Origin of the sequence: Dactylosporangium darangshiense (assembly GCF_039537565.1) — a bacterium.
Classification (GTDB): Bacteria; Actinomycetota; Actinomycetes; order Mycobacteriales; family Micromonosporaceae; genus Dactylosporangium; species Dactylosporangium darangshiense.
The window spans coordinates 237,975-263,831 of the sequence record NZ_BAABAT010000002.1 but is presented as its reverse complement, the minus strand read 5'-3'; the positions used below and the strand labels follow the sequence as shown (position 1 = coordinate 263,831).

Annotated in this window: 27 protein-coding genes; 9 read left to right on the top strand and 18 right to left on the bottom strand. The window is 72.3% G+C overall.

Annotated features, from left to right (window positions below; all coding sequences use genetic code 11):
* Positions 1-5: 5 nt before the first annotated feature.
* The 4 genes from ABD901_RS04810 to ABD901_RS04795 all read left to right on the top strand — a co-directional run bounded on the left by ABD901_RS04810 (position 6) and on the right by ABD901_RS04795 (position 2,299).
* Positions 6-431, top strand: a complete 426-nt coding sequence (locus tag ABD901_RS04810; protein WP_345121640.1) for a hypothetical protein — start codon at positions 6-8, stop codon at positions 429-431.
* Positions 432-436: 5 nt separating this feature from the next.
* The gene (locus ABD901_RS04805) at positions 437-1,102 is read left to right on the top strand and encodes a cytochrome b/b6 domain-containing protein (RefSeq protein ID WP_345121638.1); all 666 of its coding nucleotides are present in this window, start codon (positions 437-439) and stop codon (positions 1,100-1,102) included.
* Positions 1,103-1,190: 88 nt separating this feature from the next.
* Positions 1,191-1,397, top strand: a complete 207-nt coding sequence (locus ABD901_RS04800; protein WP_345121636.1) for a hypothetical protein — start codon at positions 1,191-1,193, stop codon at positions 1,395-1,397.
* Positions 1,398-1,411: 14 nt separating this feature from the next.
* Positions 1,412-2,299: a hypothetical protein gene (locus tag ABD901_RS04795; RefSeq protein WP_345121634.1), complete on the top strand. Its 888-nt coding sequence runs from the start codon at positions 1,412-1,414 to the stop codon at positions 2,297-2,299.
* Here the strand turns inward: ABD901_RS04795 and ABD901_RS04790 are convergent.
* The 7 genes from ABD901_RS04790 to ABD901_RS04760 all read right to left on the bottom strand — a co-directional run bounded on the left by ABD901_RS04790 (position 2,293) and on the right by ABD901_RS04760 (position 9,414).
* Positions 2,293-3,216, bottom strand: a complete 924-nt coding sequence (locus ABD901_RS04790; RefSeq protein WP_345121633.1) for a hypothetical protein — start codon at positions 3,214-3,216, stop codon at positions 2,293-2,295. The genes ABD901_RS04795 and ABD901_RS04790 overlap by 7 nt on opposite strands.
* Entirely contained in the window at positions 3,213-4,361 is a 1,149-nt protein-coding gene (locus ABD901_RS04785; protein ID WP_345121631.1) for a CHAT domain-containing protein, read from the bottom strand. The genes ABD901_RS04790 and ABD901_RS04785 overlap by 4 nt, the downstream gene beginning before the upstream one ends.
* Before the next feature lie 202 nt (positions 4,362-4,563).
* A complete protein-coding gene (locus ABD901_RS04780) occupies positions 4,564-5,238 on the bottom strand; it encodes a response regulator (protein WP_345121629.1) in 675 nt (224 codons plus the stop codon).
* The gene (locus tag ABD901_RS04775; RefSeq protein WP_345121627.1) at positions 5,235-6,839 is read right to left on the bottom strand and encodes a sensor histidine kinase; all 1,605 of its coding nucleotides are present in this window, start codon (positions 6,837-6,839) and stop codon (positions 5,235-5,237) included. The genes ABD901_RS04780 and ABD901_RS04775 overlap by 4 nt, the downstream gene beginning before the upstream one ends.
* Before the next feature lie 129 nt (positions 6,840-6,968).
* Positions 6,969-8,045: an ABC transporter permease gene (locus tag ABD901_RS04770; protein WP_345121624.1), complete on the bottom strand. Its 1,077-nt coding sequence runs from the start codon at positions 8,043-8,045 to the stop codon at positions 6,969-6,971.
* Entirely contained in the window at positions 8,042-8,956 is a 915-nt protein-coding gene (locus ABD901_RS04765) for an ABC transporter ATP-binding protein (RefSeq protein WP_345121622.1), read from the bottom strand. The genes ABD901_RS04770 and ABD901_RS04765 overlap by 4 nt, the downstream gene beginning before the upstream one ends.
* Positions 8,953-9,414: a GntR family transcriptional regulator gene (locus ABD901_RS04760; protein ID WP_345121619.1), complete on the bottom strand. Its 462-nt coding sequence runs from the start codon at positions 9,412-9,414 to the stop codon at positions 8,953-8,955. The genes ABD901_RS04765 and ABD901_RS04760 overlap by 4 nt, the downstream gene beginning before the upstream one ends.
* A 171-nt stretch (positions 9,415-9,585) precedes the next feature.
* Here ABD901_RS04760 and ABD901_RS04755 point away from each other — a divergent pair, with 171 nt between their 5' ends.
* Together ABD901_RS04755 and fdxA are read left to right on the top strand one after the other, a co-directional pair.
* Positions 9,586-10,068 (top strand): GNAT family N-acetyltransferase, encoded by a 483-nt coding sequence (locus tag ABD901_RS04755; protein ID WP_345121617.1) that lies wholly within the window; start codon positions 9,586-9,588, stop codon positions 10,066-10,068.
* A 71-nt stretch (positions 10,069-10,139) separates the two neighbouring features.
* Positions 10,140-10,475 carry a ferredoxin gene (gene fdxA, locus ABD901_RS04750; RefSeq protein ID WP_345121616.1) on the top strand — a complete coding sequence of 112 codons (336 nt, stop codon included), beginning with the start codon at positions 10,140-10,142 and terminating at the stop codon, positions 10,473-10,475.
* Positions 10,476-10,477: 2 nt separating this feature from the next.
* Here the strand turns inward: fdxA and soxR are convergent, their stop codons facing one another.
* Positions 10,478-10,960, bottom strand: a complete 483-nt coding sequence (soxR, locus tag ABD901_RS04745; RefSeq protein ID WP_345121613.1) for a redox-sensitive transcriptional activator SoxR — start codon at positions 10,958-10,960, stop codon at positions 10,478-10,480.
* A gap of 44 nt (positions 10,961-11,004) precedes the next feature.
* Here soxR and ABD901_RS04740 point away from each other — a divergent pair, with 44 nt between their 5' ends.
* The gene (locus tag ABD901_RS04740; protein ID WP_345121611.1) at positions 11,005-11,481 is read left to right on the top strand and encodes an HAD-IIIA family hydrolase; all 477 of its coding nucleotides are present in this window, start codon (positions 11,005-11,007) and stop codon (positions 11,479-11,481) included.
* Between the two features lie 19 nt (positions 11,482-11,500).
* Here the strand turns inward: ABD901_RS04740 and ABD901_RS04735 are convergent, their stop codons facing one another.
* From ABD901_RS04735 to ABD901_RS04710, 6 genes are all read right to left on the bottom strand, one after another.
* Positions 11,501-12,496 (bottom strand): C-terminal binding protein, encoded by a 996-nt coding sequence (locus tag ABD901_RS04735; RefSeq protein WP_345121609.1) that lies wholly within the window; start codon positions 12,494-12,496, stop codon positions 11,501-11,503.
* On the bottom strand, positions 12,483-14,246 hold the full coding sequence (locus tag ABD901_RS04730) for an IlvD/Edd family dehydratase (RefSeq protein WP_345121607.1): 1,764 nt from the start codon (positions 14,244-14,246) through the stop codon (positions 12,483-12,485). The genes ABD901_RS04735 and ABD901_RS04730 overlap by 14 nt, the downstream gene beginning before the upstream one ends.
* 16 nt (positions 14,247-14,262) lie before the next feature.
* Entirely contained in the window at positions 14,263-15,612 is a 1,350-nt protein-coding gene (locus ABD901_RS04725) for a glucose-6-phosphate dehydrogenase (protein ID WP_345121605.1), read from the bottom strand.
* A complete protein-coding gene (locus tag ABD901_RS04720) occupies positions 15,609-17,438 on the bottom strand; it encodes a glycoside hydrolase family 15 protein (RefSeq protein WP_345121603.1) in 1,830 nt (609 codons plus the stop codon). The genes ABD901_RS04725 and ABD901_RS04720 overlap by 4 nt, the downstream gene beginning before the upstream one ends.
* A gap of 183 nt (positions 17,439-17,621) precedes the next feature.
* Complete coding sequence (locus ABD901_RS04715) at positions 17,622-18,698, bottom strand: glycoside hydrolase family 18 protein (protein WP_345121601.1); 1,077 nt, start codon at positions 18,696-18,698, stop codon at positions 17,622-17,624.
* Positions 18,699-18,819: 121 nt separating this feature from the next.
* A complete protein-coding gene (locus tag ABD901_RS04710; RefSeq protein ID WP_345121599.1) occupies positions 18,820-21,126 on the bottom strand; it encodes a CHAT domain-containing protein in 2,307 nt (768 codons plus the stop codon).
* 250 nt (positions 21,127-21,376) lie between these two features.
* On the opposite strand from ABD901_RS04710, the gene ABD901_RS04705 reads away from it, so the two are divergent.
* A complete protein-coding gene (locus ABD901_RS04705; protein WP_345121597.1) occupies positions 21,377-22,534 on the top strand; it encodes an MFS transporter in 1,158 nt (385 codons plus the stop codon).
* An 81-nt stretch (positions 22,535-22,615) separates the two neighbouring features.
* Here ABD901_RS04705 and ABD901_RS04700 read toward each other — a convergent pair whose 3' ends face one another.
* The 3 genes from ABD901_RS04700 to ABD901_RS04690 are packed head-to-tail and all read right to left on the bottom strand — an operon-like array spanning position 22,616 to position 23,906.
* Positions 22,616-23,092, bottom strand: coding sequence for a DUF6069 family protein (locus ABD901_RS04700; protein WP_345121595.1), 477 nt, complete (start codon positions 23,090-23,092; stop codon positions 22,616-22,618).
* Positions 23,089-23,568: an SRPBCC family protein gene (locus ABD901_RS04695; RefSeq protein WP_345121593.1), complete on the bottom strand. Its 480-nt coding sequence runs from the start codon at positions 23,566-23,568 to the stop codon at positions 23,089-23,091. Before ABD901_RS04695 ends, ABD901_RS04700 begins: the two co-directional genes overlap by 4 nt.
* A complete protein-coding gene (locus tag ABD901_RS04690; RefSeq protein WP_345121591.1) occupies positions 23,565-23,906 on the bottom strand; it encodes an ArsR/SmtB family transcription factor in 342 nt (113 codons plus the stop codon). Before ABD901_RS04690 ends, ABD901_RS04695 begins: the two co-directional genes overlap by 4 nt.
* Before the next feature lie 88 nt (positions 23,907-23,994).
* Here ABD901_RS04690 and ABD901_RS04685 point away from each other — a divergent pair, with 88 nt between their 5' ends.
* The gene (locus ABD901_RS04685) at positions 23,995-24,504 is read left to right on the top strand and encodes a hypothetical protein (RefSeq protein WP_345121589.1); all 510 of its coding nucleotides are present in this window, start codon (positions 23,995-23,997) and stop codon (positions 24,502-24,504) included.
* A gap of 286 nt (positions 24,505-24,790) precedes the next feature.
* On the opposite strand, the gene ABD901_RS04680 is transcribed toward ABD901_RS04685, so the two are convergent.
* Complete coding sequence (locus ABD901_RS04680) at positions 24,791-25,759, bottom strand: SLAC1 family transporter (RefSeq protein WP_345121587.1); 969 nt, start codon at positions 25,757-25,759, stop codon at positions 24,791-24,793.
* Positions 25,760-25,857: the final 98 nt, after the last annotated feature.

Below are 25,857 nucleotides of genomic sequence, written 5' to 3'. Positions count from 1 at the left end.
CCGGTATGAAGACGACGACCCGATTGGCCTACGGCCGGATACTCGCCGTGGCGGTACTGCTGACACCCGGCTTGTCAGCCGCATGCAGCTCCGGCAGCGGCTCCGGCGGCCCCACCGTTGCAATGCTCTCCCCCGCGGACGGAGCGCAGGTGAACCCGCCGTTCACCGTCAAGATCCAAGCGAGCGTGCCGTTGGGCCCGACCGGGTCCGGCAAGCACCACGTGCACGTGTACTTCGACAACAACGCCGACGACTACACAATCGTCGAGTCCGACAGCGGCGAAATCCTCAACGCGCCGCCCGGCGAGCACACGCTGCACGTCTCGCTGCGCAACGCCAACCATTCACCGGCCGGCGCCGAGGCCGCCGTCAAGGTGAACGTCGGCGCCGGCGAGACGACCGCACCGGACACCGGACCGAACGGATACTGACCCCGATGGCCCGCAATGCGCGGCAGGCCGGCGTGGTCGAACGGTACTCGCGCCGGACCCGCTGGTTCCACGCCCTCACGTACGTCACGGTGCTGACCCTGCTGGGCACGGGCTGGTGGCTCGCGACCGGCCACGAGGGCCACCCGAGCGTGCTGGCCGAGGCGACGGGCGTGCCCGACGTCACCCTGCACACGTACGCCGGCTGGGCACTGGCCGGGCTCGCCGCCGTCGCCGTCACGGTCGCAGCCCGAGCCACCCGGGTGTTCCTCGCCGAGTCGCTGCGAGCCGAGCGAGGCGACGCACACTGGCTGCGCCGCTGGCCCGCTGCGGCGCTGAACGGCCGGTTCCCACGGCACGACGGCCACTTCGATCCCGGCCAACGCATCGCCAACCTGGTGGTGACCGCGCTGCTCGCAGTGCTGATCGGCAGCGGCGTGGGCCTGGCAGCCATCGACGGCGGCACGGCGTTCGTCTGGCTGCAGCGCGTGCACCGCTGGTCGACGTATCTGGTGACCCCGGTGCTGCTCGGCCACATCGTGATCGCCTCGGGCGTGCTGCCCGGCTACCGCGGCGTGGCCCGCAGCATGCACATCGGCGGCCGACTTCGGATCGAGGTCGCGCGGCGGATCTGGCCCGGCTGGCTGGAACGGCACGAGAACCGCGATCGATGAGCCGCTGCCGGCGGCTGGTCCGCCGCCGGCAGCGCGACGGTTCACCGTGCCCGGTAACGGATGGCGGACGTGGATCGCCACTTCGCCCATGGGGGAGATACTGGAGTTCAGCGAAGAGGACTACCGGTACGGTGTCGGCCCGCTCATCATGCGGATCGCTCGCGTGGACCTGACCAGCGTCGAGCTGTACGACGGCGACCTGTGGTATCTGGTCGAGGGAACCCAGCTCGCCCGGGACGGTCGCGAGATCGAGTTCCGGCAGGTGACGGTCCGCGCTCGAGCACTCGGTCTGTGAGGATCCGCGTCAACGTGACGCCGGCTCAGGCCACGGGGGCGGCGGAGCGGCCCCTCCTGCGCGCCGACGCCGCCGTCCAGGCGGTCGACGAACTGCGCCTCGAGTTGGTCGACCTGCTGCCTGGTGAGAACTCCGAAGCCGGCCTGGGCCGGCGCCCGCGGATGGGCCACGATCTCGGCGCGATGCTGGGCCGTTCGCGCGCCGTCGTCGCCGAGGCTCGCCTTCGTCTCCGGCGCGACCTGCCCGGCGGCGCCGCCGGCTTTGGCGTGGGGGCGCAGTTGCTGCAGGGTTTGGCCAGGCTGGTCGAGATCGTGCCCGACGCGGACACAGCCGCCATCGAGGACGAGTTCTCGGGTGCCGGCGCCCTCCTGGAGCCGGGCGCCGGGGACGTGCTGTGGCCCGCGGACACCTGCCCCGACAACGCCGTGCTGGACGGCGACGGCTGGTGGTTCCTCGATCTGGAGGCGACCGACGTCGCGCACGCTGCGCTCGCCGCGGCATATACGGTGCTCCCGTTCGCCTCCTGCTGGTGTGTGTTCGACCCGCCGCCCGGCCTCACCGACGAGCTCCTGGCGGCGTTCACCACGGGGCTCGCGGCGTACGCGCCCGAGGTCGTCGAGGCGCCGGAGTGGCGCCGCCAGGTGAGCATCGCCTGTGCGGCGTACGTCGTGCTCAACACCGCGTGGTTCATCGACAGCGCGATCGAGGGGCGGCCGAGCGTCGGTCCGGCCGGTCGATCGCCGACATACCGGCAACTGGTCGCCTCGCGTTGGCGCTGGGGCGCCCTCGCCCTGCGCGGCGACTTCCCCGCGCTGGCCGCCGCCCTGCGCGACGCGGCCGTGTGGTCGTCACGGACCTGGGGGTTCGACGCGGAGACGACCGGCTATCGGGCGTTTCACTGAGAACGCCGTTCATCGGCGAGCAGGGTGCGGACCTCGTCGAGGCGGTCGGCGATGCCGGGCTCGCGGTGTCGCAGCGCCTGCCGGGCGGCGTCGTGGTGCAGGGCCTGCGCCCACATGGTGGTGCGGCCGTGCTCCAGCAGCGCGACCGCCGCATCGGCCGCGCCCGCTGCTATCGCCGCGCCCGCCGCGTCCGTGGCCAGGCCGGGCCAGCGGGACGGGCGGGCGTCGGGGTCGGCGATCGTGGGCAGGTGGCCGACCGCGGCGATGTAGGCGTTGGCGGCGACGTCGGTCAGGCCGGCGGACTGGGCGGCGGTGGCCAGGCGGTGCAGCGCGGCGACGCGGTCTGCGCCGGTCGCCGCCGGGTGTGCGGCCGCCGAGCGCCACGCGGCCAGCGCCGCGAGGAGATCCTCCGGGCTGCCGGTTGCGCGGTACCGCTGCTCGAGCACCTCCCCCGCCTCGCCGGCGCCCGGGCCGCGCAGGCGAGCCACCAGCCGCGGGGAGGTGGAAGCCAGCCGGTGGAGGTCGGCGTCGGTGAGCGGGCGGACGGTCTCGAGAGCCTCGCGGAGGGCGTTCTCGTCGCCCGTGCGCTCGAAGTGGTCGTACAGCGCGGCGCCGAGGTTGGCGCGGATCGTTGCGGCGTGGGGATGGTCGGCCGGGGTCCGGCTCGTGGCGTCGCGCTGGACGGCGATCGCCTCGGTCAGCACCACGGCGTTGCCGGTGCGGCGGTACAGCTGGTGCAGCAGGACGAAGAATTCGTTGAGGCGGCCGGGGTCGCGGCCGGCGAGCGAGCGGCGGCGGAACGCCATCGCGTGCCGCAGCGGCTCCAGGTCGCCGGTCAGCACGAACAGCTCGTGCAAGGCGTCCAGCGCGGCCGCGTACGCGACGGTCGCGCGGTCTCCGGCCGTGTGCGGCTTCACGGGCCGGTGTGTGCGAACGGGGCCCAGACGCTCGGCTGGTCGCGGTACTGCTGCCGCAGCCCGCGCACCGCCGAGTGCAGCGACTGCGCCGCGCCCGTTGCATCGAAGGTGCCCGCGCCGATCAGCGTCTCGTAGAACCCGGCCGCCACCTGGGCGGCGTGCCGGTCGCCGGCCGACCAGAGCGTGGCGACCACGTGCCGGTAGCCCGTGTAGTGCAGGGCGGCGGCCAGCGTGATCGTCTCGTCGGGCAGGGCCGTCCCGCCGGCCGCGGCCCGGCAGCCGGACAAATAGGCCAGTTCGCCGCGGTACTGCGCCGACGGGAAGTCGTTGACCGTGAGCTCGCCGTCGTGGAGGTGGATGGCGGCGCGCAAGGGGTCGTCGAGGTCCTGGTCGCCATGGCAGCCGAAATGCACCCACGCGTGCCGGACCAGCTCGCTCAGCGCCGCCGCACGGGTCGCGTCGCTCCCGCTCAGCACCGTGCGCCGCTCGGCGGGCACGAGCTGCTCGACCAGGGTCTGCTCGAGGCCGACGAAGAGCACCCGGCCGGGCCCGGCCACCGCGCGGTCGTCGGGGCGGGCCGGGCCGCCGCCGCGGGCCTCCAGCAGGGCGCGCAGGGTCGGCGTGTACGACGACACGACGCGGTCCATCACCGCCTGGCCGTCGGCGTCGTGGCGGCCCGCTGCGTGGATCGGCAGCAGGGCCAGCGCGCCGGTCGGGCACCACCACACCCGCGGCCAGGGCGCTGCGCCGGACGGGGACGAGGTGTAGCCGAGGTGGTCGAGCACCCGCTCCGCGAACGCCTCCCACATCCAGGCCAGGGTCTCCTTGAGCGAGGCGTCGTCCGGCACGGCACCGACCGCACCGAGGTACTGCTCGACCCGCACGGTCACCTCGTCATGGGTCAGTTTCGGCAGCTCGACCACGTTCACGCCGTCCGTGGTGACGATGAGCGCGTCGCAGCGCCAGCGGCTGACGTTGAGGATGATCACCGGGCCGCCCCGCGCGGCGGGCAGCAGGTCCGCCAGGCGGGGCGGGCGCAGGAAGTCCTCGAACCCGTCCAGCCCGCGGACCTGCTGCACGAGCTCGTCCCACTCGCGGGCGAGCGCTGTGCGGCGGTCGATGTCCTGCGCGGACCGGTCGGCCATGCCCGACATCCAACCGCACCCGGACCGGCCCGGGAACAGGGCCGCCGCCAATGCCGGACACTATTTCCATTGGGTACACCCGGTGGAAACAGTGTCCGCGCCTCAGCCCGCGACCGCGGCGGCGAAGTCCGGCTGCACGCCCAGCTGCGCCAGCATGACGCTGATGCCGACGTAGCAGTTGGACTCCTTGATCTTGCCGTTGTCAAACACCTCGCGAGCCGGCCCGCCACTGGTACTGGTGCTCCGGCCGGCCGCTCACCCCGTAGCGCAGGTGGACCTCGGCGGTACCGTCGCGGGCCAGCGCCGCCAGGTACCGCTGCGCGGTGGCCCGCGAGATCCCGAGCTCATCGGCGATCCCGGCGGCGGTGCGGGCCCGCCCGGCGCGGCGCAGCGCCTCGCTGACGAGCCGGACCGTGACCGCGGACTGCCCCTTCGGCGCGGCCGGCCGGTCACCGTCGTGCAGCATCCGCCAGCACCGGTCGATCTCCGCCTGGGTCAGCGACCGCTCGGCGGCGACCAGCGCGCGATACTGCCGGTACGCGCCCAACCGGTCGGCGAGCTGTTCGGCCGTGAACGGCTTCACCAGGTAGTTCAGCGCCCCGCGGGCATAGGCGGCCCGGATGGTCGCCGCATCGGACGCCGCGGTGAGCATGATGGCGTCGACGGTCAGCTCGGCGAGCAGTTCCAGCCCGGACTCGTCCGGCAGGTAGGTGTCCAGCAGCACCAGGTCGACCGCGCGGGCGGCGAGCTCGCGCCGGGCCTCGGCCGCGGTGCGCGCGGTCGCGCTCACCGTGAACCCGTCGACGCGCTGCGTGAACTCGACGTGGACCCGGGCGACCCGGAAGTCGTCCTCGACGACGAGCACGTTGATCGTCATGCCGGCACCGGGGCCGGCTGCAAGGCGTCGGGCAGCCGCGCCTCGAACACGGCGCCGTGCTCGTCGGACGCCGCGGCGGCCAGCCGGACGTCGCCGCCGAGGCGGCGGGCGGCCTGGCGGGCCAGGGCCAGGCCGATGCCGCGGCCGGCCTCGCCGGTGGTGGACACGCCGGAGTCGAAGATCCGGGCGGCGAGGTCGGCGGGGACGCCGTCGCCGGAGTCGACGACGGAGATGTGCAGGGTGGTGCCGTCGTCGAGCAGGGCGAGGTCGACCCAGGCGGGGCGGCGGGCGCCGCGGCGGGCGGCCTCCAGGGCGTTGTCGACGAGGATGCCGAGCACGGTGGTGACCTCGACCGGCGCGGCGACGCGGGTGCCGACCCAGCTGGTGTCGGCGAGCGACAGCCGCACACCCTTCTCCGCGGCCTCGGCGCTCTTGGCGTCGACGAACGCCTGCAGGTACGGGTCGTCGACCGTGCGGCCGGCGGCCGGCGCGGCGGTGTCGGAGACCGCGTGCAGGAACTCGAGGGCCTCGCCGCTGTGGCCGTTGTGCAGCAGGCCGGACAGCACGTGCAGCCGGTTGGCGAACTCGTGACGCTGGGCGCGCAGCGCGGTGCTCAGGGTGCGCACCGACTCGAGCTCGCGGGTGATGTTCTCCAGGTCGGTCCGGTCGCGCAGGGTCAGGACGCCGCCGAGGTCGCGTTCGTCGCGGCGCACGGCGCGGTAGTTGGCGACCAGCACGCGGTCGCGGGCGACGGTGATGACGTTGTCGACCGGGGCGCGCTGCTCGACGGCGTCGCGCAGCGCGGGCGGCAGGGCCAGGGCGGCGACCGGGGCGCCGGTCGGTGCGGCGTCGCCGGGCACGCCGAGCAGCCGGGCGGCCTCGCCGTTGCACACCGAGACGCGGCCGTCGGCGTCGACGGCGAGGACGCCTTCGCTGATGCCGTGCAGGACCGCCTCGCGCTCCTGGACCAGTTCGGCGAGCTCGCGCGGTTCGAGGCCGAGGGTGAGCCGCTTGAGCCGGCGCGACAGCAGCGCCGAGCCGACGAAGCCGAGCAGCAGGGCGCCGCCGGCGAAGAGCGCGGCGACGCCGAGCTCGCGCAAGACGTGGCCGCGGATGTCCTCGATGCGGAAGCCGACGCTGACCTCGCCGACGATCGTGCCGCTCGCGTCGCGCAGCGGGGTCTTGCCGCGCGCGGACAGCCCGAGGGTGCCCCGCTCGACGTTGATGGTGTCGCGGCCGCGGAGCACCTCGGACGGGTCGGTGCTGACCGGTTCGTGGATGCGGTCGGGGTTCGGGTGGGCCAGCCGGATGCCCTGCCGGTTGGTGATGACGACGAACAGGGCGCCGCTGGCGGCCTTCGCCGTCTCGGCCCGGCCGGGGAGCACGCCCCGGGGGTCGTCCGTGGCGGCGGCGGCCGCGATCGCCGGATCGGCGGCGAGGGTGTGCGCGACCGCGAGCGCTCTGGTGCCGTACTGCTGCGTCAGCTCCCTGTCGAACAGCCAGCCGACGAGGGCGAAGCCGACGCCGACCACGACGATGAGCACGCCCGCCTGCAGGGCGAGCGCCTGGCGAGCAAACGGGGCGTAACGCAGGCGAAACATGACGGGAGCGTACAGCCGGGGGTGCCGCCTCGACGCCGTGCGCCCAACGCTCTGGAATGCGGCGGCGGTACTCGCGGCGCTCACCGTCTGATCGCTGAGAGGTGCGACACCCCAGCGGCCCGGCCGGGGTCAGCCCGCGCTGAGGTTGGTGCGGCGCACGATCAGCCAGACGGCGGCGAGGGCCACCGCGGTGAGGCCCAGGTAGCCGGCGCCGACGATCAGGTGGAAGTCGGGGATCCTGCTGCCCGGCTGATACACAAGGTACTGCTGGAGATGGTTGTCGACGTAGCAGGAGAACGTCGTGCCGGCACCGTTGTCGGGCGGGCAGAGGCGTTCCAGCTCGGCGCCGGTGAGCTGACGCCGGGACGCGTCGTACGCGCCCGACAGTTGGTCGCCGCCGTAGGTGATGATGCCGCCCTTGACGACGAGGCCGTTCTTGTCCAGCAGGCCGTCCTGCGCGCCGACCTGCCGCCAGGCGGACAGCGGCTTCATGAGCGTGGGGTACCGAAACTGCACGAGCAGCATCAGTCCGACGAAGCCCGCGGCGACGCCGAACACGGCGGGAAGCGTGCGTTTGATGGCGGCGCCGAGTGCGACGCCGACCACGAACCAGCAGATGCTGATGGCGAGCGGGAGCATCCCGGTGTTCAGGAACGTGTGGTACTCAAACATGCTTCCGTTTCTCGAGACGTTGGACATCACGTGTTCCAGGTGGTCGCTCGCGCCGGCGACGGCCGCGGTCACGGCCGCCACGAACAGCCCGAGCAGGCTCAGCTTGGTCCACAGCCAGCGCGCCGGGGAGATGTCCTGGCTCCAGGCCAGCAGCAGGGTTCGCTGTTCGTGCTCCCTGGACAGCACCGGGACGCCGACGAACACGCCGATCAACATCGGCATGTACTGCACCAGCGTCAACAGGGACTCGATGGTCAGGACCAGGCCGGAAGCCCCGCCGAGCTTCTGGCTCTGCGGGGAGCCTTCCGGGCACCGCATGTTGTGGCACTGGTGCCACAGGTCCGTCACCTCTCTGGACAGGTAGGTCATCGAGCCCACCAGCACGGCGGCCAGGACGAGCGTGCCGATGAGGGTCCAGCGGTGCTGGCGCCAGGTCAGCCAGATCAGACCGGAGAAGCCCCCGCCGCGCATGGCGGTGGACTCGGTGCCGTCCTCGTGGTGCACGGCGAGCCGCGGTCGGGTGATCGGGGTCATGCTGCCGCCTCCAGGTCTCGGTGGGTCTTCGCCGACGCCTTGAGGTAGGTCAGGATCAGCTCGTCCAGGGTGATGGGTCGGGCGGTCCAGCCGGGCGCGACGATCGCCGGCGCGGCCGGTCCGGCGGGCTGCCGGACGACGAACGTGGACTGCCGGTCGGTGTGCTGCGCCTGGACGATCGCGCCCGGGCTCGGCGGCCGGTCCGCGCGGGGTCCGGTGAGCCGTAGATGGCTGTCGAGGAGTTCCTCGACGTCGCCGGTCAGCACCGGACGGCCCGCGTCGAGCAGCAGCAGGTGGTCGCCGACACCGCTGAGCTCGGCGATGATATGGGTGGACAGCATCACGGTCATGTCGCTGTCGGCGGCCTCGGCCATCAGTTCGCCGGTGACGTCGGTGCGGGCCACCGGGTCGAGGTTGGACAGTGGTTCGTCGAGCAGGAGCAGGGCTGGGCGGGAGCCGAGGGCGACCGCGAGCGCGACCTGCGCCCGCTGCCCGCCGGAGAGCTTGCCGCAGCGGCGGTCCAGCGGGATGTCGAAGCGCTCCAGCCAGGACAGCGCCCGCCGCTGGTCCCAGATGCGGTTGGTGACCCGTCCGAAACGGAGCATGTCCGTGACGCTGAAGTCCCGATACAGCGGCTTGTCCTGGGCCAGGATCGCGACCCGGCTGGCGGCGTCGGCACGCCCGTCCCCGCCCTTCACGACCGGGTCCCCGTTGACCAGCATCGATCCGGAGGTGGCCGCCAGCGTGCCGCTGATGATGCTCATCAGCGTCGACTTGCCCGCGCCGTTGGCGCCGACCAGCGCGATGATGCGGTTGGCGGGCAACTGGAAACCGCACTCACGCAGCGCCCACACGTTGCCGTAACGCTTGCTCAGGTCCCGTGCCTCGACGGCGATGACCGGGTCGCTCATGCTGCGCCTTCCTTCTGCTGGAACGCAGCGCCCGGCGCCGGTTCCCCCTGCGGCTGGTCGCCGCCGGCCGGCGTCCTGCGTGCCGAGTTCTCGACGATCACCGAGGCGAACAGCGCCTGGACGTCCTCGTCCTCCAGACCCGCGTCCCGGGCCTGGCCGAGCCACCGGGCCAGGCCGCTGCGCAGGCGGGCCATGACATGGGGATCCGCGTGGCCGAGCGTCCCGCTGACGAAGGTGCCCGCCCCCTGCCGCGCCTCCACCAGGCCGGACAGTTCCAGCTCGCGGTAGGCCTTCAGCACCGTGGTCGGGTTGATCGTGCACGAGGTCACCACGCTGCGCACGGTGGGGAGCTGGTCCCCCGGCTGCAGCGTTCCGATCCGCAGCCCCTCGCGCACCTGCCGCACCAGCTGCGCGTATGCCGGAACGCTGCTGGACCGGTCGATATGAAAGTTGATCACGTCAGGCGCCCTCTCCGTCCACCCGGGAGCAGATTGTTCTGGTAGAGTAGAACACCAGTCAACCACACAGCAAGGCCCTCGCTCGCGGATGCCGGGTCCTGACCTCCCGTCCGATGCTGCTGATATGTTCAGTCCCGCTGACCGGTGGTGGACCAGGCGTTGGAGGCACTCATGACCGAGGTGGCGCTGCGGCCGGTCGACGACTCCGACCTGGATGCCTTGTTCGAACAGATGCGGGATCCCGAGTCGGTCCGGATGGCCGCCTTCGTCGCCAGAAATCCCGCTGACCGCGCCGCCTTCGATGCCCACATGGCAAAGATCAGGACGTCGCCCGAGGTGACCATCCGTGCGGTAACCGCCGACGGGCGGCTCGTCGGCAGCGTCGGCAGCTTCGTCGTCGACGGCGATACCGAGGTCACGTACTGGATCGACAGGCATTTCTGGGGCCGGGGCATCGCCGGCCGTGCGCTCGCGCTGCTGCTGGAGTCGGTCCGCGTGCGGCCCGTGTTCGGCCGCGCCGCGAGCGACAATGTGCGGTCGCTCCGGGTGCTGCAGAGGGCGGGATTCGCGATCGTAGGCACGGAGATCGCGTTCGCCAAGGCGCGAAACGCGGAGATTGAGGAAACGATCCTGCGCCTCGACGAGCCCGCGTAGACCCCGCCTGTCCGATGTGTCGAGCGCAGAGACTTGAGCTCAAGTGCGGTTGAGCTCCTAGTCTCCGCGGCATGACCTACGTGATCGCGTTGCCGTGCGTAGACCTGATGGACAAGGCATGCGTCGACGAGTGCCCGGTCGACTGCATCTACGAGGGCGACCGGATGCTCTACGTCCAACCCGACGAGTGTATCGACTGCGGCGCCTGCGAGCCGGTCTGCCCGGTCGAAGCCATCTACTACGAGGACGACCTTCCCGCCGAGCTCAGCATGTACACCGCCGTCAACGCCGGGTTCTTCACCGCGATCGGCTCCCCCGGCGGGGCGGCGAAGGTCGGACGCGTTCCGGGCGACCACGCGCTCGTCGCGGCCCTGCCGCCGCAGATCCACGACGGCGCCCCGGCGTGAGATCACGCCGGAGCGTCCCGCGCGCTCGACTCGTCGAGACGGACCGGTCCCACTCCGCGCGTTCGGAGCCGGTCGTCCGGGTTGAGCAGGTCGCACGATCGCATCGAGAGGCAGCCGCACCCGATGCAGGCGGTGAGCTGGCGCTCGAGATTCATGATGTACCGTCGCCGGTCCTCGAGCTGGCTCTTCCACAACCGTGACACGCGCACCCAGTCCCGGTGGCTCGGCGCTTCGTCGGAGGGCAGGGTGGTGAAGATCTCCGCGACGTCGGCGAGCGGGATGCCGAGCCGCCTGGCCGCGAGGATGAGCGAGATGCGACGCAGCATGTGCCGCCGGTACAACCGCTGATTGCCGCGGTTGCGCTCGGCCGTGATGAGCCCTTCGGCCTCGTAGAAGCGCAGGGCGGACGGCGCCACCCCGGTGCGGGCGGTGACCTCACCGACGGTGAGCAGGTCTTTCGGGTGCGCGATCGACTCCGGTGACACCCGTGGACCGTAGAACCTCAACCTAGGTTGAGATCAAGACGGTTGTGGTCCGCTACCGTGGAACCATCGGACGGCCTGGGTACTTCTTCGATCTGGGTGGCACGCTGCTGGCGCTCGATGGGCGGGACGAGATCGCCTTCGACGGCGGCGGGCGCGTCAGCGTGCTGCCCGGGGTCGCGCGGCGGCTCGCTCGTCTCGCCGGGACCCCGGTCTTCGTCGTGACCAACCAGGCCGGCATCGCCGAGGGAACGCTGGGCCGGGAGCGGTTCGACGACTTCTGCGCGCAGCTCGCCGCGGCCGTCGGCGGCGTCATCACCGCCTTCGCCGTGTGCGCGCACCCCCGCGACGCCGGGTGCGGCTGCCGAAAGCCGAAGCCCGGGCTCGTCCTGCGGCTCAGCAAGGTGCACGGCATCGACCTGGCGGCGTCAACCATGGTCGGCGACGCCGAGAACGACCGTCTGCTCGCCGTCGCCGCCGGGATAGGGCGGTTCGTCTGGGCCGCCGACTACATGGCGGACTGAACTACGTCGCGCTCGTTGGTCAGCTGCTGATGGTGTTGACCGGCGACTGGGGGCTGTGGCCGGTGAGGACCCGGACGGCCTCCTGTGCCGCGATGGCGCGCACCGCGCGCAGCGACTGTTCGGAGTAGTAGGCGGCGTGCGGCGTGACGACGGTGTTCGGCAGGCGCAGCAGCAGATTGTCCGGACGCCAGTCGCGGCGCTTGGCCGGCTCCTCCTCCAGGTCGTCGAGCGCGGCGCCCGCGATGACGCCGTCGGCCAGGGCGTCGGCGAGCGCGGCGTCCTCGACGATCGGCCCGCGGGCGGTGTTGACGAGCATCGCGGTCGGCTTCATGCGGGCGAGCGTCGCGCTGTCGAACAGGTGGTGGGTGTCCGGGGTCAGCGGCGCCTGGATGACGAGGTAGTCGGACCCCTCGACGAGCTCGTCGAAGGAGACCGGGCGCACGCCGTGTGCGCGGATCTGCGCGTCGTCCACGAACGGGTCGTGGCTTCGCAGCTCGACCCCGAACGGCCGGGCCCGCTCGGCGATGCGCTGGGCGATCGCGCCGAAGCCGAGGATGCCGAAGACGCGCCCGCGCAGCCGCCAGATCGGCTCGCCGGTCTGCCAGCGCCACTCGCCGGTGCGGGCCGCCGCGTCGTACTCGTTGATTTTCCGGGCGGCACACAGCCACAGGGCGATCGCGTGGTCGGCGACCTCCTCGGCGCACCAGTCGTTCGGGGCGTTGGTGACCTGGATGCCGTGGCGGGTGGCGGCGTCGACGTCGACGATGTCGACGCCGGTGCCGTACCGGGCGATCACGCGGCAGTTCGGCAGCTGGTCCATGGCCGTCGCGCCGATGCTGGCGTACTGCGTGAGGATGCCGTCGGCGTCGCGGCCGTACCGGATGATCTCCTCCTCGGACTTGCACTGGTGCGCCTCCAGCGCGAACCCGGCCTCCTCGGCGATGGCCCGCTCGATGTCCACGTCGCCGAAGTCGTAGTCGGCGACCATGATCGTTCCACGGTCAGTGTGAGTCACGGGGCATTCCCTTCGTGTGCACGACGTCCTGGTAGCCCACGGCGAAGTCCAGGCAGCTGCCGGTGTCCATCTGGCCCGTGTGCGCCCGGAACAGCTCCTGCCAGGGCGTCTGGTTGTCCAGCTCCGGCGGGGTGTGCTCCCGCCAGCGTGCGGCGATCTCGTCGTCGCTGAGCTCGACGTCGATGCGGTGCGCGGGGATGTCGAGGGTGATGCGGTCGCCGGTGCGCAGGATGGCGAGGTTGCCGCCGACGGCGGCCTCCGGGCTGGCGTTGAGGATCGACGGTGCGTCGGCGGTGCCGCTCTGCCGGCCGTCGCCCAGGGTCGGGATCGCCTCGACGCCGCGCAGGATCAGCGCCGTCGGCGGCTGCATGTTCACCACCTCGGCGGAGCCCGGATACCCGATGGGGCCGGTGTTGCGGATGACGAGGACGCAGTTCTCGTCGATCTGCAGGGCCGGGTCGTCGATGCGCCGGTGGTAGTCCTCGGGCCCGTCGAAGACCACCGCCCGCCAGGTCACCGCCGGCGCGGTCAGGTAGCGGGACCGCAGCTCCTCGGTGACGACGGACATCTTCATCATTCCCGAGCGGAAGAGGTTGCCGTGCAGGACGAGGAAGCCGCCGCGGGGTGCGAAGGACTTGTCGTACTCCGCGATGACGTCCGGGTCGGCGCTGCGCGCGTCCCGGACGTTGTCGCCGATCGTCCGGCCGTTCACGGTCATCGCGTCGGTGTGCAGGCGGCCGGCGTCGGCCAGCGCGTGCATCACCGCCGGCACGCCGCCGGCGCGGTGGAAGTCCTCGCCGAGGTACTCGCCGGCCGGTGCGCAGTTGGCCAGGATCGGCACGTCCCCGGCGACGGCCTCCCAGTCGTCGTTGGTCAGCTCCACCCCGGTGTGACGGGCGATCGCGATGAGGTGGATCGGGCAGTTGGTGGACCCGGCGATCGCCGCGGTGACGACCATGGCGTTCTCGAACGCCTCCCGCGTCATGATCGCGGCCGGGGTGACGTCCGCGCGGACCAGCTCGACGGCCCGCCGGCCCGTGTCGTAGGCGATCTGGCCGCGTTCCCGGTACGGTGCCGGGATCGCCGCGCAGCCGGGCAGCGACATCCCCAGCGCCTCGGCGATGCTGTTCATCGTCAGCGCGGTACCCATCGTGTTGCAGTGCCCGATGCTCGGCGCCGAGCACGCCACCCGGTTCATGAACTCGGCATAGTCGATCTTCCCGGCGGCGAGCAGCCGCCGCGACTGCCAGATGATCAGCCCCGACCCGGCGCGCCGCCCGTCGACGTACCCGTTGAGCATCGGCCCGCCGGAGAGCACGATCGCGGGGATGCCGACCGTCGCGGCCGCCATCAGGCAGGCGGCGGTCGTCTTGTCGCAGCCGGTGGTCAGCACGACGCCGTCGAGCGGGTAGCCGTACAACACCTCGACCAGGCCGAGGTAGGCGAGGTTGCGGTCCAGGGCCGCGGTGGGGCGCTTGCCGGTCTCCTGCAGCGGGTGCACCGGAAACTCCAGAGGGATCCCGCCGGCGTCGCGGATGCCGTCGCGCACCCGCTCGGCGAGCTCGACGTGGTGCCGGTTGCACGGCACCAAGTCGTTGCCCGTCTGGGCGATGCCGATGACGGGCCGGTCGGACTGCAGCTCGGCCCGGGTGAGGCCGAAGTTGAGGTAGCGCTCCAAATACAGCGCCGTCATGTCGGGGTTCGCCGGGTTGTCCCACCACTGCCGGCTGCGCAACGACGTGGCTGCCACGGTGATCTCCTCAGGGTCAGCGCGGGGCCGGGCCGTCCGAGCCGGCCGGGTACTCCTCCATCGGAACGAGGTCCTTCGCCCAGGCATCGAGCACCGGGGTGACGACCCGCCAGGACTCCTCGGCCTCGTCCGCGCGGATCGACAACGCCGGGTTGCCGTGCAGCACGTCGAGCAGCAGCCGGCCGTACGGCGGCAGGTCGGCCGGCTCCGGCGTGGCCGCGAGGGTGAGCGGCGTGAGCACGTCGCCCCGGGTCGTGGTGCCCGTCAGGTGCAGCGAGACCGACTCCGGCTCGAGGCCGAAGCGCAGCACGTTGGGCGTCGCGGTGACGTCGCCATGGAAGGGCATGTGCGGTACCGGCCGGAAATGCACCGCGACCTCCTGGCGGTTGGCCCGCAGCGCCTTGCCGGTCCGCAGCCGGAACGTCGTGCCCGGCCAGCGCCAGTTGTCGAGCTCGAGCAGCATCTCGGCGAAGGTCTCGGTGTGGTGCGTGGGGTCGACGCCCTGCTCGTCGACGTAGGCGGGAATCCCCGCGCCGGCGGCGTAGCGGGCCCGGCGCGTGCGCTGGGCGGCGTCGTGCAGGCTCAGCGGCCGCACCGAGCGCAGGACGTCAATCTTGCGGTCGCGCAGGTCGCGGTCGCCGAGGCTGACCGGCGGCTCCATGGCGACCAGGCACAGCAGCTGCAGCAGGTGGTTCTGCAGCATGTCCTTGAGCGCGCCGACACCGTCGTAGTACCCGGCCCGGCCCTCCAGCGCCAGCGACTCGTCCCAGACGATGTCGACCCGCTCGATGTGGGTGCCGTTCCAGATCGGTTCCAGGACCCGGTTGGCGAGCCGGACGCCGAGGAGGTTGAGCACGGTCGCCATGGCCAGGAAGTGGTCGACCCGGAAGACGTTCTGCTCCGGGTAGCGGTCGGACAGCAGCTGGTTGAGCTCGATCGCGTCGTGCAGGCTCTCGCCGAACGGCTTTTCCAGCACGATGGTGCTGCCGGTCGCCGTACCGGCGGCGTACAGCGCCGTCACCGTGGCGGGGAAGATCGACGGCGGCAGGGCCAGGTACGCGGCGACCGGCTGGTCGTGCGGGAGCACGGCGGTCAGGGCGTCCGGATCGGTGACGTCGGCTTTGCGGTACCGCGCGGCCGTCACGATGTCGCGCCGGCGCTCGGCCGGGACGTCGGGCGCGTGCCGGTCGAGCTGGTCGGCGGCCCAGGCCCTGAACGCGTCGTCGGTCCAGTCCTCCCGCCCGACGGCGGTGAACCCGAACCGTTCGTCGATGTGCCCTGCGGTGCGCAGCGCGCCGAGGGCGGGCAGCAGGTACCGCGCGGTCAGGTCGCCGGTCGCCCCCAGGATCACCAGTTGCTGGATCATGCCACCGCCCCTTCCTTCGCCCTGGCCAGAGTGACGCCGCTGGCGATCACCCCGATGTGGCTGAACGCCTGTGGAAAGTTCCCGACGAGCTCACCGTTCGCCGGGTCGACCTGCTCGGCGAGCAGGCCGAGCGGGCTGGCCCGCCCGCACAGTGAGGTGTAGAGCTCCTCCGCCTCGTCGAGGCGTCCCTGGCCGGTCAGGTTGTCGACCAGCCAGAAGCTGCACAGCAGGAACGCGCCCTCGTCGCCGGCGATGCCGTCCGGGGACTCGTCGTGGCGATAGCGGTACAGCAGGCCGTTCCCGGCGCCGAGCCGCTCGGTGACGGCTTTCGTGGTCGCAACCATCCGCGGATGGTCGGCCGCGACGACGTGGCGCAGCGGCAGGGCCAGCAGGCTGGCGTCCACTCCGCCGTGGCCGTCGAGGTGTTCGCAGATCGTCTGCTCCTGCTCGTTCCACGCGTCCTCGATGATCGCCTGGCGGATCTCGTCGGCGGTCTTGCGCCACCGCGGTGCCGGTCCAGGCAGGTCGAGCCGGTCGGCCATGGTGGCCGCCCGGTCGAGGGCCACCTGGCACAGGGCGGCCGAGTACGTGAAGACGCGGCCCTCGCTGCGCACCTCCCAGATGCCCTGATCGGGCTGCCGCCAGGCCCGGGCGGCCGCGTCGGCCACGCCGGACAGGTCCGCCCAGAGCCCGGGCTCGACCAGGCCGCCGGCCAGCGACCACTGGTCGGCGCAGTCCAGGACCTCGCCGTAGATGTCGTGCTGGCGCTGGTCGGCCGCGCCGTTGCCCCAGCGGACCGGCGCGGAGCCGCGGTATCCGCGCAGCTGCGGGTCCACCCGCTCGTCGGGCACCGGACCGCCGTCGAGGGTGTACATGATCCGGGGCCGGCGGCTCTGCTCGAATGCGTCGAGCACCCAGCCCAGGAAGGCGTCGGCCTCGCCGGCGAACCCGATGCGGCGCAGTGCGAAGACGGCGAACGCCGCGTCGCGGATCCAGACGTAGCGGTAGTCCCAGTTGCGTACTCCGCCGACGGGCGCCGGCAGCGAGGAGGTCGGCGCGGCGACGAGCGAACCGTTGACCCAGTGGTCGCAGAGTTTCAAGGTGATCGCCGCCCGCCGGACCATCGCCTCCTGCGGGCCGTCGTACGAGCAGCCGGTCATCCATCGCCGCCAGGCGTCGGCCGTCTGCCGCAGGCTCGACTCGGCATCCAACCGGTGGTGGCGGTGCATCCGGCCCCACGACAGCGCCAGCGCCACCCGGTCGCCGCGGGCCAGCTCGTACCGGCTGTCCAGGCCGTGCAGCGGTCGGCTGGATCGCAGGTGCAGCCGGACCCCGGGCCGCTGCGGCGCCACGATCTCCAGCCCGCCGAGCGCCGGCCGGGCGACGCCGCCGCCGCGCGGCCGCACGCTGACCTGCAGCGCGACCGTGCCGTCCAGAACCTCGGCCAGCCGTACCAGCTCGCCCCGGTCGGCGGGCGTGTCGTCGGTGAGGTCGGCGCCGGAGCGCAGGGCCATGGCGTCGGTGAGCCGCACGAGCCCGGTCCCGGTGCGCAGCTCCGTCTCCAGCACGCCGGTGTCCGGCTGGTACCGCTGCCGCGCCTCGACGACACCCTCGGGCGTCACCCGGAACTGCCCGCCGTCGGCGGAGTCGAGCAGCCCGCACAACAGCGGGTCGGCGTCGAAGCCCGGCACGCAGAGCCAGGGCACGCTGCCGTCCAGCGCGACGAGCGCGGCGCTCGCGCCGTCGCCGATCAGGCCGAGATCCTCCAGCGGCGCAGAGCCGTCGCGCAGGCGCAGCGGGCGGAAAGCCGGTTCGCGATCAAGCATGTCGCGACCTCCACGCGGGGGTACGACGTTCTCCTGACCAGCGAGGCGCTACCCGGCCGTTCGAATCCCTAACGCCCGCGTCCTCGACCGGCGGACCGCGCGGCCCTGGACCGCAGCGACCGGCCCGTGCAGGCGGCACGGGCCGGTCGCGGCCCCCCGTTCATCGGCCTGTGCCGGCCTCGGTCAGCTCTGCCGCAGCCCCGGCATCGGGATCGGGATCTGATACGCGGTGGCGCCGGCGCCCATCCCGCCCTCGCACGTGTTCGGCGGCACGGTGCCGATGCCGCGGGTGGAGGGCCGTTCGGCCGCCCAGAACATGTAGCCGAGCAGCCCGGCGGTGGTGCCCGCGCCGTGGGGCGCCGCCGACTGCACGAACGTGCCGGTGGAGCGCTGCAGCGACGAGGCGAAGTCGGTACACTCCGGCAGCGGCCGGCCCCCGTTGGCGACGTACAGCCCGCCGGTGAACTTGGCCGGGGCCAGCGGGGGCACCGGCGGCGCGTACGTCGGCTTGCCGTCGAGGTGCTCCTGCCAGTTCCCGATCGCCGCGCTCGCCGACGGCTGCCGCGCCGGCACCATCGCGTTGGCGTAGTCCAGGACCGGCCGGTCGGTGCGCAGCCAGTCGGCGGTGGCCTTGCGGTTGAGGGAGATGAGCCACCGGTCGCCGGCGGCCACGTCGATGGTCAGCCGCGCCGCCGGGTTGGCGCCGGTCGCGTCGTACGGCAGCGCCGTGCGGTAGGCGTCGATGAACGCCTGCAGCCCGGCGAGGTTCGGATTGGTGTTCTCCTCGTAGTCGATCTCGATGCCGACGCCGAGCCGCTGTGCGACGGCGGCGGCGTTGCGGCCGAGCTGTGCGGCGTTCTCGGCGAGGGCGGCGTTCCAGGCGTCGGTGTAGGTGATGCCGCCGATCGAGAGCATCACGCGGATGCCGCGGCCGGTGAAGTAGCCGACGATCTCCGGCGTCATGCCCCGCGGGACGCCCGCGACGGTGGTCGCGTCGTCGGTCAGGTGCAGCAGCTTCTGCGGGTCCACGAAGCTCAGCACGACGACGTTCACGGACGGACGGCCGTCGCCACGGTCCACCAGCCAGTGGTTCTGGGCGTCGAACTCGGCCACCGTGCGCACGGCACCCCAGGTGCAGAAGTCGTTGCCGCAGTGCCAGGCGCCGTAGATCTGCAACGGGGTCACCGCGGCTGCGGCCGGCTGAGCGGGTGCGACGAGGACGGCGAGGATCAGGGCGAGTGCCGCAAGGATTCGGCGCATCGGAGGACTCCCTCGGCCGCACGAGCATCGATTTGGAAGGAAGCCTAAATGTTTGATCGACTGCTGTACATCGCGCCGGCCCGCAGCGTTTTCGGGCCCAAAACCGTTACACCCGGGGCGCCTATCGTCCGAAGTGGACGAAGCCGGCCCAGGCGCCGGGGTCGGTGCCGGCCAGGTCGCGCTGGGCGGCACGCAGCGCATCGACGGGCCGAAGGCCACGACGGCGCTGGTACCGGTGGAACAGCAGCATGAGCGTGGATGTCGCCTCGTCGGGGACGCTCCACTGCGCCGCGACCACGGCCCCGCTGCCGCCGGCGAGGAATGCGGTGCTGAGGCTGAACGCCTCGTCCGGGCCGCGACCCGACACGCCGCTGCTGCACGCGGCGAGCACGACGAGGCCGGGCCGGGCCGTCCCGCGGGCCGCGATCAGCCGCTCGGCCGCGAGCCGTTCACCGCCGGCCAGCAGCAGGAACGAGCTGTCGCCGGCGCCGGTGCGCTCGCGGACCGTGCCGTGGCAGGCCAGGTGCAGCACGCCGCCCGACCACCCCAGGACCTCATCGGGCGTGCCGGCGCCGTCCGGGCTCGGGGTGCCGTCGGCGAGGCGGCCGACGTATCGCGCGCCGGGGTACAGCTCGCGCAGCGCGAGGGCCTCGCGGCGCGCACCGGCGAGATCGGTCGCGGCGCCGCCGGTGTCGGGGTCGCCGACGATGAGGACCGGGCCGGTGGTGGCCGCCGGAGCGGTCCGGCAGAGCATCCGTGCCGACGCTGCGTAGGAGAAGACGGCCCGCTCGATCGCGTATCGTCCGTCGTGCCGCGCGGCATGCCACGGTACCCCGGCCAACTCCCCCATCGGCACGAGCACCAGCCGCGGTTCGGCGTGTCCGAGCGCGTCGAGCAACGGGCCGATCGCCGCGTCCCACGCCCACTCGCACAGCGCCCCGAGCTCGTCCGGCGGCCCGGGTGCCCACGCCCCGATCTCCCGCCCGCCGCCGCGCACCAGATACGGCGGCGCGGTGAGGTTGGGCAGGCGGTGCACGGCGGGCGGCCCGTCGGCGGGGACGACCACGGCCGCCCCGGCGGTCCCGGCCGGCTCGGCGTGTGTGTCGGCGACCAGGTACACGAGCGCGTCGAACCCGGCGCGGGCCAGCGCCGCGCGGATCTCGTCGGCGGTGGGCGGGTCGAGCAGGGTCGCGCCGAGCGTCAGCCGCTCGAACGCGGCGCGGCGCAGCTCGATCGGCACCTCGCCGGCGGGCCACTGGGCGGCGAGGTCCGAGGCGCCCGCCTCGACCAGCAGGGCGGGCACGTCGTCGACCGACGCGGCAGCGTGCAGGACGAGACCCCGACCGGCGTCCAAGGCGGCCGCCGCCCCGCCGGCGTCGCCGTCCGCGATGTGCCAGGCGGCGACCGTCATGGCGTTCTCCGGCGCCCTCATGGCCGCGCCGGCCGCGGCGGCCGCGTGCGACTGGAGCAGTGCCTGCCAGGCGTACCCGCGCAGCGCGCGCAGGCCAGTGGCGCGCGCCTCGGCGTCGCGACCGGCGTCGCGGTAGGCCGTGGCGAGCGCCATGGCGCCGGTTGCCCAGCCGGGGTGGCTGGGCGCCGCGGCCTCGGCGAGCGCCTGTTCGAGCAACTCCACGCCGGTGCGCAGATCGGCACGGGCGCGCACCCTTGGCCGCAGCGACGGCCGGACCACGAACGGCCTCCAGCGGCCGGGCATCGCGAGGGTGTCCCGGGCGCGGCGCAGGACGGTCAGACCGAGCAGCGTGAGCACCTGCGGGCGGTCCGGGTCGCCGGCCGACATGCGGCGCAGGGCGTCGCGCAGCTCCCCGATCGCCGACGTGGCCAGCTGCGGATACTCGTCGAGCCGCGACAGCAGCTGGTGAGCGATGGCGGTGCCGAGCGCGGTGCGCTCGGCCCAGCCCAGGTTCGAGCGCTCGGCGATCAGGTACGAGCGCAGCAGCCGGGCGCCGACGGGCTCAGCGCCGGCACCGCTGATCACGGTGTCCAGCGCCGCCAGCTGGTCCCGCCACGGATTGTCGGCATCGAGGCCCGCGGACGCCGCCCGGAGGTCCGCGGCCGCCGCCTCGAACGCGCCCGAGTCGCCCTCGGCCCAGCGAGCGAACACGCCCACCACGGCCCCGAAGCCGCGTAAGGCATCGGCCGCGCCGGGATTGTCGATCCTCGGCAGAAGCTCGTCGATCCGGCCGGGCAGAGCCATCAGGGTGGCGCGGTCGCGGTCCTCGATGGCGACCAGGCCCTCGGCTATGAGCCGCGCCATGGCGAGGCGCGGACCGGCCCGCTCGGCGCCGCCGGCCTCGGCCTCTCGCCGGGCGATCTCGGCCAGTACCGGCCGCGGGTCGAGGTCCGGCGCGCGCCGGACCTGTCGCAGCAGTCGCCGGGTCTCGGCGTAGAAATCGGCAGCCTGATCCACGTGCTCGCTCAGCTCGATAGCGACAGTCTGACGGCATCAGCATGCGTCGCCGGGATCGCGGCAGGCAGCGGCCGACCGGCGGCAAAAGTCTGGCCGGAATCGCCGACGTCTATCCGCACGACGAGTGCTCTCCGGCTCTCACGGGCCGTACGTGCGGCGGCGGAAGACCGCGATGCCGGACCTGGCCGGCCTCGGCCGCGCGGACGGTTAATCGGTGTCGCCGGAGAGATCCGACCGGTACGAAGATCACGTGCCTTTTCTCGCGCTCTTCGCCGCCGTCCTCCTGCTCGGCATCGCGGACTCGATGGTCAATTCCTACATCGTGCTCTTCGGCGCCGATGCGGCCGGGCTGACGCCCCTCCAGATCGGCGTGTGGGGCTCGGTGTTCGCCATCGGCGGGATCGCGATCGGCTGGTGGCTGGGACGGCTGTTCGACCGCCGCCCCGCGCGAACGTACGCGATCGTCGTGATCCTGTTGGGCTCGGCGGGTTATGTGCTGCTGCCGCGGGTGTCGAGCTTCCTGGTGCTGCTCCTGATGGCGGCGACGGTGCTCGGGGCGATGGGCGCGGCCTTTCCGCAGTTGTTCGCCCTGGCCCGCTCCGTGCTCGGCGAGGGCGCCGCCGGGCAGCGTTCCGCGCCGCTGCTGCGTTCGGCCTGGTCGCTGGCGTGGGCCGTCGGGCCGTTGCTGGGCGCGCTCGTGCTGTCCCGCGGCGGCTACTCATGGCTGATGTGGACGGCCGCCTGGGTGTTTCTCGCTGCCGCGCTGGCCGTTTTCGTCGTGCCGCGGCCCGGGTCCGTCGCGGTTGCGAACTCGTCGCCGGGCGGCACCCCTGTCCTGCTCACCGTGGGCGTCACCCTGTTCTTCACCGCCATGTTCGCGGGCGGTCTGGCGCTGCCGTTGTTCGTCACGCGTGCCCTGCATCAGCAGCCCGCGGCGGTCGGCGTGCTCTTCAGCGTCTGCGCCGCGGTCGAGGTGGTGGCCACGCTGGGCCTGGCCGTCGTACCCGCCCGGGTCAGCCAGCGGGCCCTGATCCTCGGCGGCTTCGGCTCCTTCGTCTGCTATTACGCCCTGACGGTCGTATCGTCGGGCATGCTGATGCTCGTGATCGGGCAGGTTTTCCGCGGCGTGGCGATCGCGATCGTCGGGGCGGCCGGCATCCGCTACTTCCAGGACCTCCTCGCCCCGGCAACCGGCCGCGCCACCACCCTCTTCGCCAACGCGTCCACGGCCGGCCTCCTGGTCTCCGGCATCCTGTCCGGCGCGGCGGTCGAGCACCTCGGCTATCCGACGACGCTCCTGCTCTGCGGGGTGACGGCCGCGTTGGGCGGGATCGCCTTCACCCTCGGTTCCCGCCGACAGGCCGACAGCCGCCACACGGAGAAGGAGGAGGTGCACAGCAGCGTCTGACCGGCGCCGGGGCACTGAGCTCTTCGCGTTGTGCAGTGTTGCCGAGCCGCGCCGGGAACTGCTTCCGGGCGCGGGCGCGGGCTATTGGGGCGGGAACGGTCGAGTGGCTCGGCCGGGGCCGCGCGGAAGCGCGTTGAGGGCGAGCAGCGATGCCGGGATGAGGGCCAGGTGCATGGCCGCGAGGGACAACGCGCTGGTGGTGTCGAATCCGGCCGGGACCGTCATCACTGCGATGGTGGCGACCGCGAGAATGGGGGCGACGATGCGCGCGACACGGATGGTCGCCGGCCATTTGCGAGACAGCGCCGCGACCAGGCCCAGTCCGAACACCAGCGGCGCGAGCGACATGAACGTGACCGCGACGGGTTCCACCAGCACGGCTGTGCCGTTCTGCTGGTAGGTGAAGGCGCCGCCGAGGGCGCGGCCGATGGCGTATATAACGAGGTTGGTCAGGAGCAGGCCGGCAAGCAGGGCGGCGATCAGGGCCAGTCGACGCGCCGGCGTTGTGACCCGGCCGGGCGATGGTGTCGTGGCCTGGTCGGTACCGGCGCTGGTCACGGTCGGTCGTTCCGAGTCAGGAAGGACGCCAGGCCGTCGAGGATGGCCCGGGTGCCTTCTTCGCGGCCTTCGGCCGAGTCGAGACCGTCAAAGTGGACGCCTTGTTCGGTGTAGGTCAGGCGGGTGGCGTCGTCGTGGGGTTCCACCGTGATGGTGGTCAGTGATGTGGACAGGTGCTGGTCGTCGACCCACATGTCGTAGGTGAAGACGATGCGGCACCGGTCGACGATGTCGGTGTAGATGGACTCGAACCGCGACCGCGGGCCGCCGTGCCACTGGCCTTCCTCGGTGGCGCGTCCGCCGACGCGGAAGTCGTGCGACTTGTGTTTGACCTCGAACGCCGGCCCGCCGCCGAACCACTGGTCCCGTGCGTCGTTGTCGGACAGCGCGTGCCAGACCTCGACGATGGGCACAGGGTACGTGCGTTCGATGACGAAGGTCGCGTGCGTCTGACTACGTTCGATCGTGTCGTTCATGTCGTCTCCTTATGGGTGGGTGTGTCGAGGAAGGCTGCGAGTCTGTCGAGGCGACGCTCGGCGGGCAGGCGTTGCCGGCTGATCCATTCGGCCGCCGGGGTGAGTGCGTCGGCCGCCAGCTGGTAGGTCCGGACGCGGCCGACCTTGCTGGACTCCACGATCCCGGCGGCCTCGAGCACGCCGAGGTGCTGGACCACGCTGGGCAGGGCCATGTCGAACGGGCGAGCAAGCTCGCTCACCGACGCCGGACCGCCGGCCAGCCGCTCCACCATCGCTCGGCGGCTGGCGTCGCCGAGGGCGTGGAACATCCGGTCGAGCCCGTCCTGATACTTAGGCACACGCCTAAGTATTGGACTGGTACCCGATGCGCGTCAAGGGCAGTCACCACGGTCGGCGAGTGTTGTGCCCGCGGCGCAGAATGGCGCCATGAGGACGGGGGTCGTTGCCACGGCCGTCGGCGCGTTGCTCGCCGCGATTGCCGGGTTCTGGTACGGCTGGCACGGGGCGGACTTCGATCCCTCGCCGCCGGCCGCGGTGTGCCCGATGGTGCGGCCAGATCTGTTGGACCGGCTGGTACCGCAACACAGGCCACCGTCGGACGAACGCTTCCGCAACACTGGGGTCCGCGGCAGCGCTTGCACGGTGACCGGCCCCGACGTCGACCTGGACCTGGCCGTCATGCGGTTCGTGCGCCACGATGGCCTCGACCCGGTCAACGCAGCCCGACAGGGCATGCTGCGCGCCATCAACCGCCGGATCATTCCCGTCGCGCTCGGCGACGAAGCGTGGTACTTCCTGGACGGGCCGCAGAACGTCTACCTGATGGCGCGGCTGGGCACGACGGTGGTCCAGGTGCGGTACGCGGCCCCGCTGACCGAGGACGCGCTGGCGTCGTCGGCGACCGTCCTGGCACAGGAGGTGCTGGCACAGCTATGACCGACCGGGTATTGCTTGCTTCGATCATTGCCCCTTGGTGGCGCGATCAGAAACCCAGGCCAAATGGGGCGTACCGTCGCCGACGCTGGCTCAGGGCTCTCGCTGCGGTGATCGTCCTCGCCGGCGGTGTATCCGGCTGGTACGCAGGACAACGCGCGGCCCCCTGGCTGGACCGGTTGGAGATCTCCGGAATCGACCATCACATCACCCGGCCACAACGACCGGCACTGCCGCCCGATCCGTTCCCGACCAACACCCCGCGATAGGCGGCCACAGATGTGGGTGCTCAGTGCAGCTGCGGCAGGAAGCGGTGCCGGGCGAGGGCCGCTGTCGTCTCGGCCGCGAGGGCGGCGACGAACGCGGTGATCGCAAGGATGACGACCCAGGCCCAGATCCGGTAGCCCGGCGGGTGGGCGTAGACGACCCAGTGCAGCGTGAAGGTGGCGACCGCCGCGTAGGGGAAGGCGAACGCCCAGAATCCGGAGGTGAAGTGCAGGTGGCGGTACACGCCGACGAGCCGGAGCTGGATGAGGGCCGCCAGGAGTGTGTAGCCGGCGAGGCCGAAGGCCACGGCGTCGACCTTGCCGTGGGTGATGGCCAGGTACGCCAGGCCGGCGAGGGCGGGTGGGGCCGCCTCGATCGCCAGGGTGGGTTGCAGCTGCGGGGGAAGCGGTGGGCGGAAGTACAGCCGGGCCAGGATCATCGACTCGACGACGAGCCACGACACGAGACCGAGGCCGAAGAACACCCGGGCGAGGCCTGACCAGCCGGCGAGCGACGCGCCGATGGTGGCGATGAGTCCTCCGGCGACGGCCGGGAGCACATATCCCGGGTGCAGCTTGTCCAAGTCGAGGCCGCCGGCGATCCATTGGCCGGTCATCCACCCGGCCAGCACGACCGTGACGATGGCGAACACCCCGAACAGCCACTGACCCGTCGCGCGATCGTGTCGCATCAGGCCGATCGACAACAGCATGCCGACGATCGGGATCAGCGAGACGAACGGCGCCAGCACCGGGTGGGTCAGTTCCGCGTGCCATCCGCCGGGTCGCCGCTGTACCTGCATGACATAGCTGACGAGGAGCGTCAGCCAGACCACGGCGGCCAAGAGGCACAGGATGTCGGAAACGACAGCGGGAGCGAGATGCAGCAGCGCGGCGTAGCCCCAGCAGCCGGCCAAGCCTGTCAGCCCGTACGCGATGCCGAACAGGTTCGGGGTGATCCCGACGGGTGACTCACTCGTCCGTGCGTTCACGAAAGGACGCTACCCGTCGCTCCCGCGGTTATGCCGCAACCTGCCGGGCGCCGACATGGGCTGCGCAGTGGCAGGACGCCGCATCCCAAGGTGGCGGC